Source organism: Hoeflea marina, assembly GCF_003182275.1.
Classification (GTDB): Bacteria; Pseudomonadota; Alphaproteobacteria; order Rhizobiales; family Rhizobiaceae; genus Hoeflea; species Hoeflea marina.
In genome coordinates, this window is sequence record NZ_QGTR01000006.1 from 138,829 (window position 1) to 150,786 (window position 11,958).

General features: G+C 63.4%; 12 protein-coding genes. 8 read left to right on the forward strand and 4 right to left on the reverse strand.

What is annotated here, in order from left to right; translation table 11 throughout:
- Positions 1-150 precede the first annotated feature (150 nt).
- From DFR52_RS20640 to DFR52_RS24545, 5 genes are all read left to right on the forward strand, one after another.
- The gene (locus DFR52_RS20640) at positions 151-1,230 is read left to right on the forward strand and encodes a TRAP transporter substrate-binding protein (protein WP_245415424.1); all 1,080 of its coding nucleotides are present in this window, start codon (positions 151-153) and stop codon (positions 1,228-1,230) included.
- A 79-nt stretch (positions 1,231-1,309) separates the two neighbouring features.
- Complete coding sequence (locus DFR52_RS20645; RefSeq protein WP_110033917.1) at positions 1,310-1,894, forward strand: TRAP transporter small permease subunit; 585 nt, start codon at positions 1,310-1,312, stop codon at positions 1,892-1,894.
- Positions 1,891-3,309 (forward strand): TRAP transporter large permease, encoded by a 1,419-nt coding sequence (locus DFR52_RS20650; protein ID WP_110033918.1) that lies wholly within the window; start codon positions 1,891-1,893, stop codon positions 3,307-3,309. The genes DFR52_RS20645 and DFR52_RS20650 overlap by 4 nt, the downstream gene beginning before the upstream one ends.
- Positions 3,299-4,651 carry an amidase gene (locus tag DFR52_RS20655; protein WP_110033919.1) on the forward strand — a complete coding sequence of 451 codons (1,353 nt, stop codon included), beginning with the start codon at positions 3,299-3,301 and terminating at the stop codon, positions 4,649-4,651. The genes DFR52_RS20650 and DFR52_RS20655 overlap by 11 nt, the downstream gene beginning before the upstream one ends.
- Before the next feature lie 5 nt (positions 4,652-4,656).
- Entirely contained in the window at positions 4,657-4,815 is a 159-nt protein-coding gene (locus DFR52_RS24545) for a hypothetical protein (protein WP_158285006.1), read from the forward strand.
- An 81-nt stretch (positions 4,816-4,896) separates the two neighbouring features.
- On the opposite strand, the gene DFR52_RS20660 is transcribed toward DFR52_RS24545, so the two are convergent.
- The 3 genes from DFR52_RS20660 to DFR52_RS20670 all read right to left on the reverse strand — a co-directional run bounded on the left by DFR52_RS20660 (position 4,897) and on the right by DFR52_RS20670 (position 8,202).
- Positions 4,897-6,768 carry a methyl-accepting chemotaxis protein gene (locus DFR52_RS20660; RefSeq protein ID WP_110033920.1) on the reverse strand — a complete coding sequence of 624 codons (1,872 nt, stop codon included), beginning with the start codon at positions 6,766-6,768 and terminating at the stop codon, positions 4,897-4,899.
- Between the two features lie 172 nt (positions 6,769-6,940).
- Entirely contained in the window at positions 6,941-7,663 is a 723-nt protein-coding gene (locus DFR52_RS20665) for a response regulator (protein WP_110033921.1), read from the reverse strand.
- Positions 7,660-8,202 (reverse strand): MarR family winged helix-turn-helix transcriptional regulator, encoded by a 543-nt coding sequence (locus DFR52_RS20670; RefSeq protein ID WP_110033922.1) that lies wholly within the window; start codon positions 8,200-8,202, stop codon positions 7,660-7,662. The genes DFR52_RS20665 and DFR52_RS20670 overlap by 4 nt, the downstream gene beginning before the upstream one ends.
- A gap of 187 nt (positions 8,203-8,389) precedes the next feature.
- Here DFR52_RS20670 and DFR52_RS20675 point away from each other — a divergent pair, with 187 nt between their 5' ends.
- A complete protein-coding gene (locus DFR52_RS20675; protein ID WP_110033923.1) occupies positions 8,390-9,280 on the forward strand; it encodes a branched-chain amino acid aminotransferase in 891 nt (296 codons plus the stop codon).
- A gap of 91 nt (positions 9,281-9,371) precedes the next feature.
- On the opposite strand, the gene hppD is transcribed toward DFR52_RS20675, so the two are convergent.
- Positions 9,372-10,481 (reverse strand): 4-hydroxyphenylpyruvate dioxygenase, encoded by a 1,110-nt coding sequence (hppD, locus tag DFR52_RS20680; protein ID WP_110033924.1) that lies wholly within the window; start codon positions 10,479-10,481, stop codon positions 9,372-9,374.
- Between the two features lie 97 nt (positions 10,482-10,578).
- Here hppD and DFR52_RS20685 point away from each other — a divergent pair, with 97 nt between their 5' ends.
- Positions 10,579-11,079 carry an Lrp/AsnC family transcriptional regulator gene (locus DFR52_RS20685; RefSeq protein WP_425351234.1) on the forward strand — a complete coding sequence of 167 codons (501 nt, stop codon included), beginning with the start codon at positions 10,579-10,581 and terminating at the stop codon, positions 11,077-11,079.
- A gap of 204 nt (positions 11,080-11,283) precedes the next feature.
- Positions 11,284-11,931, forward strand: a complete 648-nt coding sequence (locus DFR52_RS20690) for an MBL fold metallo-hydrolase (RefSeq protein ID WP_110033925.1) — start codon at positions 11,284-11,286, stop codon at positions 11,929-11,931.
- Positions 11,932-11,958 lie beyond the last annotated feature (27 nt).

The window sequence follows — 11,958 nt, forward strand, 5'->3', positions numbered from 1 at the left end:
TAGTCGAAGAGAGGATTGGGTTGTCAGGCAAACCGATTTGCTTGATATTCGACAGGTTGAATTATGAATGCAAACCATCTGGGAGGATTGGCTATGGATACTGGGCAGGATAAATCCGTTTCGCGACGGTCGTTTTTGAAGAAGGGGACGATGCTGGGCGGCGTGGCCGCGGCGGGTGCATTGTCCGCGCCGGCCGTGATGGCGCAGGCGCCTCTGGTGGTGAAGATGCAGTCCTCCTGGCCTGCATCCGACATCTGGATGGATTTTGCCCGCCAGTACATCACGCGCGTCGAGGAAATGTCGAACGGCCGGCTCAAGGTCGACCTCCTGCCCGCGGGCGCCGTCGTCGGCGCGTTCCAGGTGATGGACGCAGTCAATGACGGCGTCATCGATGCATCCCACAGCGTGTCGGTCTACTGGTACGGCAAGTCGAAGGCCGCCTCGTTCTTCGGCACCGGCCCGGTGTTCGGCGGCTCGGCGACGACCATGCTCGGCTGGTTCTATCAGGGCGGCGGACAGGAACTCTATCGCGAACTGACCCAGGATGTCCTAGGTCTCAACGTCGTCGGCTTCTACGGCTTTCCGATGCCGGCGCAGCCCTTCGGCTGGTTCAAGGGCGAAGTCAACACCGTCGCCGACATTCAGGGCTTCAAGTACCGCACCGTCGGCCTCGCCGCCGACCTGCTGCAGTCGATGGGCATGTCGGTGGCGCAGCTGCCCGGCGGCGAAATCGTCCCGGCCATGGAGCGGGGCGTGATCGACGCCTTCGAGTTCAACAATCCGTCGTCCGACAGCCGCTTCGGCGCCCAGGACGTGGCCAAGAACTATTACCTGTCCTCCTACCACCAGGCGTCCGAATCCTTCGAGTTCTGCTTCAACAAGGATTTCTGGGAAGATCTGGATCCGGACCTGCAGGCGATCCTGAAATACTCGGTCGAGGCGGCGTCGACGGCCAACACGGCGCTGGCAATGAAGGAATATTCGTCCGATCTGCAGAAGCTGCAGACCGAATCCGGCGTCACGGTGCACCGCACCTCGAAGGAGATCCTGGCTGCGCAGCTCACTGCCTGGGACGGTCTCATCGAAGAGCTGGGCGCCGACCCGTTCATGAAAAAGATCATGGACAGCCAGCGCGCTTGGGTCGAGCAGGTCTCCTACTACGAACTGATGAACTCGGCCGATCTCGGTCTGGCGTATGAGCATTACTTCCCTGGCAAGCTGAAGCTCTGAACCGGACTGTTCGCATTTTTGCAGTGATCCGGCGGAAATCGCTCCGCCGGATCAGTTGTGCAGGGAAAAGTGGCTGGTCATGATCCAATACATTCGTTTTGCCGACACCCTGTCGGCGGTCTTCGGCAAGGCCTTCGCCTGGCTGATCATCCTCATGGCATTCGGGACCGGCTATGAGGTGGTGTCGCGCTACGTCTTCAACGCCCCCACCCCGTGGGCCCTCGACATATCCTTCATCATGTACGGCTCGCTGTTCATGATGGGCGGCGCCTACACGCTCTCGCGCGGCGGCCATGTCCGGGGCGACTTCATCTACCGGCTCTGGCGGCCGCGGACCCAGGCAAGGCTGGATCTGGTGCTCTATCTCCTGTTCTTCTTTCCCGGCGTGACGGCTCTGATCGTGTCGGGCTGGAAATATGCCTCCCGCTCCTGGGGCTACGGCGAAGTCAGCGTCAACAGCCCGGCCGGCATTCCGATCTACCAGTTCAAGACGGTGATCGTGGCTGCCGGGATTCTGCTGTTCATCCAGGGCATCGCCCAGGTCTTCCGCTGCATCGTCTGCATCCGCACCGATGAGTGGATCGAGGCCGACGAGGATGTGCGCGAGACGGAAGACCTGATGATGAAAAGGGCCGACGAGGCCGAAACCGGCGGACACATATGACCGATCCTCAAATTGCCCTGTTGATGCTGGGCCTGTTCATCTTCATGGTGTTCCTGGGCTTTCCGATCGCGTTCACGCTGATGGCCATGGGCATCGGCTTCGGCTACTACGCCTATTTCGATGCCTCCCGGATGTGGCGGTCCTATTTCCGGCTCGACGAGCTGGCGAGCACCTGGGACAGCATATCGCTGTGGATCGAGGGGTTCTTCAACAACCGGATCTTCGATCTTTTCATCAACCAGACCTACACGGTGATGTCGAACGAGGTTCTGACGGCGGTGCCGCTGTTCCTGTTCATGGGCTACATCGTCGAGCGCGCCAACATCGTCGACAGGCTGTTCTCGACCCTCAACCTGGCCTCCAAGCGCATTCCCGGATCAATGGGCGTGGCCGCACTGATCACATGCGCGCTGTTTGCCACCGCCACCGGCATTGTCGGCGCGGTGGTGACATTGATGGGCCTGCTGGCGCTGCCGGCGATGCTGAAGGCGCGCTACGACCCCTCCTTCGCCTCGGGCATCATCTGCGCCGGCGGCACGCTCGGCATCCTGATCCCGCCCTCGATCATGCTGATCGTCTACGCCGCGGCGTCGGGCGTTTCCATCGTCAAGCTGTATGCCGGCGCGCTTCTGCCCGGCTTCACGCTGGTGGGACTCTATCTGGTCTACATCATCGGCCGCTCGATCCTGCAGCCCTCCGTCGCCCCGCGTCCGACGGAGGAGGAGGTGCCGGATGTGCCGATGGGACGGCTGCTGTTCCTGGTGGCGACATCATTCTTCCCGCTGGCATTCCTTATCCTGTCCGTGCTCGGCTCGATCCTGTTCGGCCTGGCGACACCGACTGAGGCGGCCTCGATCGGTGCGCTGGGCGGCATGCTGCTGGCCGTGGGCTATCGCGCCATGACCTGGCAGCGGCTTCGCGAAAGCGTCTATCTCACCGTGCGGACGACGGCGATGGTGTGCTGGCTGTTTGTCGGTTCCTACACCTTCTCCTCGGTGTTCTCCTATCTCGGCGGCGAACAGATCATCGCCCAGTTCGTCACCGGACTGGACCTGACGCCGTTCCAGTTCCTGCTCTTGGCCCAGTTGATCATCTTCCTGCTCGGATGGCCGCTGGAATGGTCGGAGATCATCATCATCTTCGTGCCCATCTTCCTGCCGCTGCTGGCGATCTTCGACATTGATCCGCTGTTCTTCGGCATTCTCGTCGCGCTCAATCTGCAGACGTCGTTCCTGACGCCGCCGATGGCGATGTCGGCTTACTACCTCAAGGGGATAGCGCCCCCGGAGGTGAGGCTGACGCAGATCTTCACCGGCGTGATGCCATTTTTGCTGATGGTGTTCATCTGCATGGCGCTGATGTATGCGTTCCCGCAGATCGTCTACTACCTGCCGGACCGCTTCTATGGCCATTGACCGGACAGCGGCCGGGCTGAGCGCGGTCGAGGCTCGCGACCGCATGGCAGGCGGGGCGCTGAACGCCAGCGACTACATGAAGGGCTGCCTTGACCGGATCGCCGCCCTGGAGGGCGAGATCCAGGCGTTCGAATGGTTCGATGCGGCCTTCGCCATGCGCCAGGCCGAAGCCGCCGACGCGCACCGCAAGTCCGGCCGGCCGACAGGGCCGCTGCACGGCCTGCCGGTGGCGTTGAAGGACATCATCGACACGCGCGGAATTCCGACCTGCAACGGCACGGCGCTCGACGCCGGCAGGGTGCCGGGACGGGATGCGGCGATCGTGGGGAGGCTCAGGGCCGCGGGCGCCATCATCATCGGCAAGACGGTCACGACCGAACTCGCGCTGGTGACTCCCGGAAAGACCCGCAATCCGGTCAACCCGCTCCACACGCCGGGCGGCTCGTCTTCGGGATCGGCCGCCGCCGTCGCTGCCGGCATGGTGCCGCTGGCCGTCGGCACCCAGACCGGCGGCTCGGTGATCCGGCCCGCTTCCTTCTGCGGCGTCACCGGCTTCCTGCCGTCCGCGGGCAGCATTCCGCGCACGGGAATCCTGGCGCAGTCACCGACGCTGGATCGGGTCGGAGTCTTCGCCCGCTCGGTCGAGGATGCGGCGATGCTGGCGGAGGTGCTGTTCGGGCATGACGATGCCGACCGGCTCACAGCGCCGGCCCCGCATCCGCGGCTGTTGTCGGTCGCCTCGGCCGATGCGCCGGTCAAGCCGACATTCGCCTTCGTGCGTTCGCCTTACTGGGACCAGGCAGAGCCTTCATGCCGGGCGGCGATGGAGGAACTTGCCGAACACCTTGGCGAAAACTGTTTCGAGGCCGAATTGCCGGCTGCCTTCTCGGAGGCGGCTGCCGTCCGGTCGCGCATCCATCTTGCAGAGATGGTGAAGTGTTATCACAGGTTTTCCCGAGACGGCCTCGACCGCCTGTCTGGTGAAACCCGCGAAGCGCTCGAGAAGGGCGGCAAGATTCTGGCGCATGACTACATTGCCGCGCTTGACTGGCCCGACTACCTCTATGCCGCGCTCGGCGAGATCTTCCAGCGCTGCGATGCCATCATCACACCTGCGGCAACCGGTCCGGCGCCAAGGGGTCTGGAAAGCACCGGGAGCCCGATCTTCAACGCCATCTGGACCCTGTGCGGTGCTCCGGCGATAACGTTGCCGCTGTTCGAGACCGGAGACGGGATGCCGATGGGCGTGCAATTGGTCGGTCCGCGCGGCGGCGACGCCCGCCTGCTCAGGACGGCCAGGTGGCTGACGAAACATCTTGAAACCGATGGCGACGGAGACTGACGCGCATGGAACGGATTCTGACACTCATCGCCTTCGTCGTCCTGTGCGGCTTTCTTGGCGTGCTCATCTACAAGCTGCCCAGGCTCGACCTCGGCATTGTCGTCGTGACGACCCTGGTGATGGCCTTCTACGACCTGTTCATCCACAAGCGCCGGGCGCGCTGATCCCAGCCGGACGCAAAAGCCGCGCGAGGTTCGCGCGGCTTGTCTTTCGGCATTTCCCGGTCCTGTGACGGGGTCGGACGTTCAGGAGGCCTTGCGCATCTGCCGATAATCGTGAGCGGCGGGTGCGCCGCCGTGGCCCGAGACGACGAACTGCCCGATCAGGCCCGTCAGGCGCGTGGAGCTTTCCGCCAACCTGTGCATGACGGCCGTGGCTTCCTCGACCATCGCGGCGTTCTGCTGCGTGACCTGGTCCATCTGGTTGACGGCGGCATTGATGCCGCTGAGGCCGGAAGTCTGCTCCCGGGCGGCGGTGGCAATCGAGCTGATATGACCGTTGATAGAGGCGACCTGCTCGGAAATGCCGGTCAGTGCCTCGCCGGTGGCATTGACGAGCTTGACGCCGTCGGAGACTTCCTCGCCGGACTTGGTGATCAGCAGCTTGATGTCCTTGGCCGCGTTGGCCGAGCGTCCCGCCAGTTCGCGCACTTCCTGGGCGACGACGGCAAAGCCGCGGCCCGCTTCGCCGGCGCGCGCCGCCTCGACCCCCGCGTTGAGAGCCAGGAGGTTGGTCTGGAAGGCGATCTCGTCGATCACGTTGATGATCTTGGAGATCTCGCTGGATGCCGATTCGATGCGCGACATGGCGTTGACGGCGTCGGACACCACCTTGCGTGAGTTGACCGTGCTCTGCTGGGCCCTGGACGCCATCTCAGTGGCTTCATCGGCCCGCTTGGAGGAGTGGCTGACGGTGGCCGTGATCTCGTCGAGCGCGGCTGCGGTTTCCTCGAGCGCAGCAGCCTGGTGCTCGGTGCGCCGGGCGAGGTCGGAGGTCGCCGAGCGCATTTCGCTTGAGCCGTTCTGGAATTCCTCGGACTCCGCGCGCACGTCGGTGAGCGTCGCGGAAAGCTTTTCGACTGCGTCATTGAAGTCGAGACGCAGCTTTTCGAACTTGTCGGCGAAGGGCCGGTTGAGCCGCACCGTCAGGTCGCCGTCGCTGAGCTTGCTGAGGCTGGCGCCGAGCTCTTCGACGGTGATGTCGAACTGGCGGTCGTATTCGGCCTTTGCTGCCTCGCGCTGGCCGCGCTCCCGGTCCGAGAGACCGGCCTGCCGGGCCGCTTCGGCTTCCAGCTGCTGCTTCTGGAGGGCCTCGTCCTTGAGCACCGCCAGCGACTTGGCCAGGCCGCCAATCTCGTTGCGGCGGTCGGTGAAGGGGACATCCACAGACAGGTCTCCCGAGGCAAGGGCGGACGAAACCTGGGTCAAGGCCGGAATCGGCGATAGGATGGATCGGGCAAGCCAGGCCATCAGCCCGGTGGCGACTACCAGCACGAGCGCGGCGGCGATGCCGATGGTCCAGAACATCTCGTCGGCCAGTGCATTGATCTCCGCCGAGCGGACGCCGGCATAGAGAATGCCGATGCTCTCGCCGGCGGGCGAGAAAATCGGCTGGTAGATGGTGTAGTAGGGCGTGCCGAGGATGACGGCCTCGCCGCGATAGGTCTCGCCCTTGGTGACGACCGGGTAGACCGCGCCCGCTTGGCCGAGCTGCGTGCCGACGGCGCGTGACCCGTCGGGCTTGATGATGTTGGTGGTCTTGCGCCAGAAGTCCTTGCTCTCGGCGTCCCACGCGAAGATCGTCGCGGTCTGGCCGGTCATCCGGCCCACGGTGTCGATCATCGAATGGTCGGTGAACTCCGTCGGGATCGCGTCCATGACGATGCGTTCGACGTTCCCGTCCTTGCTCCAGGCGACCTTGGTGCCGGCCACATCGCGTTCGACGATGGTCGCTGCGGTACGCAGGCTGGTGTTCTGGCTGGCGATTGCCTGCTGGGCAATACGATCGGAGATGTTGGCCGAGATCGCCCATGAAACGGTTACAAGTGCGATCAGCAGAATGGCAGTGGTGGACGCGGTAACGGTCGGAACCAGCTTGAAACGAGAGAATATGTTCATCTTGACCTCTGAATGATGTGCCTTTCATTGTATCGATCGAGGTTAATAAATGAATGATCCTGCCGGAGAATGTGCAGGTTGGCGCTGTCGTCAGCGCAACGGCCGGAAATCACTGTATAAAAATTCGCACTGGGCGAACGAGGAGCCGTCCGTCGTTTGCGATCCCGGAGCGTCAGCCGCCGCTGACGGCCTCGACGCTGAGACGATAGCCGATGCCGCGAACCGTCTGCAGCCAGATCGGATTCGCCGGATCATCCTCGATCTTGCGGCGGAGCCGGTTGATCTGCACGTCGATCGTCCGCTCGCCGACCTCGATGTCGTTGCCGACGAGCTCATGGCGCGGGATCGTTTCGCCTGCGCGTTCGGCGAACAGGATCATGATCTCGCGCTCGCGGTCGGTGAGCCGGATGGGCTCGCCGGATTTCTTCAGTTCGCGACGGGCGATGACGAAGGTGTAGGGGCCAAAGACCACCTGCTCGACCTTCGGGGTGGCCGGCTGGCCGCCGCGCTTGAGGATGTTGTTGATGCGGAGCACGAGCTCACGCGGATTGAATGGCTTGGCCAGGTAGTCATCGGCGCCCGCCTCGAGCCCGTCGATGCGCGAGTCCGATTCCGACAGCGCCGTCAGCATCAGAATCGGCACGGACTTCACCTCTCGCAGGCTGCGGGTCAGGGACAGACCGCTTTCGCCCGGCATCATCACGTCTATCACCAGCAGGTCGAAATCGATGCCGGCGAGCTTGCGGCGCGCCTCTGCCGCGTCGGCGGCGGTGGTGACGCGGAAGCCGCGTTCGCAAAGGTAACGGTTGAGAAGCTCGCGAATGCGGGTGTCGTCGTCGACGATGAGGAGATGGGCTGCGTCGTCTGCTGGCGAGGATGCGGGTACAGCGGTCATGTGTTGTCTCCTGGGCGCTCCTCGAGCGGGACGCCACTCCCCCCAGGCACCCCGCCGCCATCGCGGTTGATCATGCCGTTGAGGAATTCGGTCACTGCGGCCTGTTCGCCTGGCCCCAGGCCGGTCAATGCCCTGGCGATGCGGCGAGACTGTGGCCTGGCGAGGGCCAGTGCCAACTCGCGGCCCTTGCGTGTCGGATACAGCCGCCGCTGCCGGCGGTCTTCGGGGCCGGCAACCTGATGGATATAGCCGGAATCAATGAGTTGCTTGAGCACCCGCGCAAGGCTCTGCTTGGTGATCATCAGCGTGTCGAGCAGCGCCGCGACGGTCAGTCCCGGCTCCCGGTTGACGAAGTGGACGACCCTGTGGTGGGCGCGACCGAACCCCTTGGTCTCCAGGATGGCGTCGGGATCGGATATGAAGTCGCGATAGGCGAAGAACAGCAGTTCGATGAGCTCGAAATTGATGCCTTCCCCGTCACCGAGGGCGCTTTCGAGTCTGTCGGCGGCCTCGGCCTTTGTTGCGCTATCGCGGCTCATGGCGACTGATCCTTCCAGATATGTCAGTTATGTTGACATAAATTGGCGCAATTGCTAGCCTTGTTCCGCGTTGGCTGCAATTGCCGAGCTCTCCGGTCCGCCGCGTTCCGCATGTGCCCTGGCCCATTCGGTGCCGCCCGCCGGGACAAAATCCAACAGATTGGCGCTTGGCGCCGGAGGAACCTCGATGGCATCCGTACCTTTTGACCAGCTCGACGGCGAGATCTGGTACAACGGCGAATTCGTACCCTGGGCCGATGCGAAGCTGCACGTGCTCACCCACGGGCTGCACTACGCGAGCTCTGTGTTCGAAGGTGAACGCGCCTATGGCGGCGAGATCTTCAAGCTCACCGAACACACCGAGCGGCTGCATGCCTCGGGCAAGATCCTCGGCTTCACCGTCCCCTACAGCGTTGCCGAAATCGACGCCGCCTGCGTGGAACTGCTCAAGCGGCAGGGCTTCGCCGACGCCTATGTCCGCCCGATCGCCTGGCGCGGGTCGGAGATGATGGGCGTTTCGGCGCAGAAGAACCGGATCAATGTCGCCATCGCCATCTGGCAGTGGCCGAGCTACTTCAAGCCGGAAGAGCGCCTCAAGGGCATCCGCCTCGACATCGCAGAATATCTGCGGCCCGATCCGCGCACCGCGCCATCCAAGTCGAAGGCCGCGGGGCTCTACATGATCTGCACCCTGTCCAAGCACCGGGCGGAAGACCGCGGCTATGCGGATGCGCTGATGCTGGACTGGCGCGGCCAGGTCGCGGAAGCCACCGGCGCCAACATCTTCTTCGTCCAGGACGGCAGGATCCACACCCCGACGCCGGATTGCTTTCTCGACGGCATCACCCGGCGCACGGTGATCGGTCTGGCGCGCCAGCGCGGCTACGAGGTGATCGAGCGGGTGATCATGCCCGACGAGATGACCGGTTTCACCGAATGCTTCCTCACCGGCACTGCCGCGGAAGTGACGCCGGTCTCGGAGATCGGCCCTTACCGGTTTACCCCGGGCGAAATCTCCACCAATCTCGTCAACGACTACATGGCGCTGGTGCAGCCGAAGCGGGCGGCGGCCGAATAATCGCCCGCAGCGAAGCTCTCACGACAGAAAAGGCGGCACCGTGCGGATGCCGCCTTTTTCGTTCCGGGTTCGCCAGCCGTGGCTTCGCGGGCTACTCGGCGGCGTCGTTGAACACGCCGCGGCGGATCTGGTCTTCCTCGATGGACTCGAAGAGCGCCCTGAAATTGCCCTCGCCGAAGCCTTCGTCGCCCTTGCGCTGGATGAACTCGAAAAAGATAGGGCCGATCACGGTCTTCGAGAAGACCTGCAGCAGGATCCTGGTCAAGCCGCCATCCACGACCCCTTCGCCGTCGATGAGAATGCCATGGCGCTGCATGCGGTCGATCGGCTCGTCATGGCCGCTCACCCGGCTCTTCGACTGCTCGTAATAGGTCGCCGGCGGGCCCGGCATGAAACGCACGCCCCTGTCGGCGATCAGGTCGGTCGCGGCGTATATGTCATCGGTGCCCACCGCGATGTGCTGGATGCCTTCGCCCTTGTACTTGCGCAGATACTCCTCGATCTGGCTCCGGTCATCGGTGGATTCGTTGAGCGGAATGCGGATGCGGCCGCAGGGTGAGGTGATGGCGCGCGAAACCAGGCCGGTGAGCCTGCCCTCGATGTCGAAGAAATGGATCTGGCGGAAGTTGAACAGGTCACGGTAGAAATCCCACCACTTGTCCATGTTGCCGCGGATCACATTGTGGGTGAGATGGTCGAGATAGTAGAAGCCGGCGCCGGCGGGCCTCGGATCGGTCTCGCCCAGCCATTCGAATTCCGCGTCATAGGGTGAGCCACGCTCCCCCCAGGTGTCGGTGAAATACAGCAGCGACCCGCCAATGCCGAGGATCGCCGGGGCGTCGAGCGTCTTGTCCTCGCCGGTGTATTCGATCGCACCCTTGGAGACCGCATGCGCCAGCGCACGGGCGGCGTCATCCACCCGCCAGGCCATCGACGGCGCGCAGGGGCCGTGCTCGGCGACGAAGCGGTCGGCGAAAGACCCCTTCTCGGCGTTGAGCACGTAGTTGATGTCGCCCTGGCGCCAGACCGTGATGGCCTTGTCGCGGTGTCTGGCAACCGGCTCGTAGCCCATGCGGGCAAACAGGGCCTCGAGGGCGGCCGGATCCGGATGGGCGAATTCGACGAATTCGAAGCCGTTGGTGCCGGCGGGGTTCTCGTCGGAAATCGGGGCGACCGGTGCATCGTGCGGGAAGGGACCCATGGCTGTCTCCGTTCAGTGGCGGGGGACTTGACTGGCGACAATGATGACGCACAATGAGCGCAATGTGCGTGCATATGCAGCGCCGTGAACGCCTTATATGCATGAAATGTGTATCGAGAGGCGATCTGGAGACAACATCGTGCAAGTGGATGACTTTGACCGCAAGCTCATGCGGCTTCTGCAGCAGGATGCCCGGCTGACCAACAACGAACTGGCGCAGGCGATCAACCTCTCGGCATCCCAGTGCTCGCGGCGGCGGATGCGGCTGGAGGAGGCCGGCATCATCCGGGGCTACCGGGCGGAACTCGATCGCGAGAAGCTCGATCTGGGCATCGTCAACATCATCACGGTGACGCTTGCCACCCACAATCGGGACAATGCCCAACGCTTCGCGCGCCTGATCAAGAGTCTGCCCGCGGTGCTGGAAGCCTATTCGCTGACCGGCGAAATGGACTACATCATCAAGGTGGTGACGCCGGATCTCAGGACCCTCTCGGCTTTCGTCAGCGACGTGTTGCTGCCGCACGAATCGGTGCAGCACGTCAAGACGGCGATCGTGCTCGACACCTTGAAGGAAGGCGCTGCGCTGCCGATCTAGAGAATGTGCAGACGGAATGAATTTCATTTCGTCATAGGAAAATGTGACAGATCAAAAGCTTAGAGCGGTCTGCGCTTCAGTGAAAAGCAGAAGCGTTCTGAGGGCGGCAACGCGGGAGCTGCGGTTTCAGGGCAAGGCACGGGGTGACAACCCGTCATCCCGCAGCCAAGCTCGTCCACGCGATTCGAACGAAAGGACGACCTGATGACCAATCTTCGCGCCGGCATCATCCCGGTGACTCCGTTCCAGCAGAACTGCACCGTGCTGTTCGACGAGGGCACCCGCGAAGGCGTCGTCGTCGATCCGGGGGGCGATGTCGAGGTGATCGAACAGACGATCCGCGAGAACGGGCTCAAGATCACCGCCATCTGGCTCACCCACGGCCACATCGACCATGCAGGCGGCGCCGATGAACTGCGCGAAAAGCTCGGCGTCCGCATCATCGGACCGCACGAAGCCGACCTGCCGCTGCTGTCGGGGCTGGAGCAGCAGGCGAAGATGTTCAACATGGATGGCGATGTCCGCAATGTCATCCCCGACACCTGGCTCAAGGACGGCGACACGGTCTCCTTCGGCGACCATCACTTCGAGGTCTATCACACACCGGGGCATGCTCCGGGCCATGTGATCTATTTCAACCGGGTGCAGAATTTCGCCCATCTCGGCGACGTGCTGTTTTCCGGCTCCGTCGGTCGCACCGACCTGCCGGGCGGCGACCACCAGACGCTGATGAACTCCATTCGCGACAAGGTGCTGCCGCTGGGGGACGATGTCGGCTTCATCTGCGGCCACGGGCCGGGCGGCCGGATCGGCGAGGAGCGCCGGACCAATCCCTACCTGAAGGGCCTCTGAACGCAGCCCGCAGACACGAAAATGCCG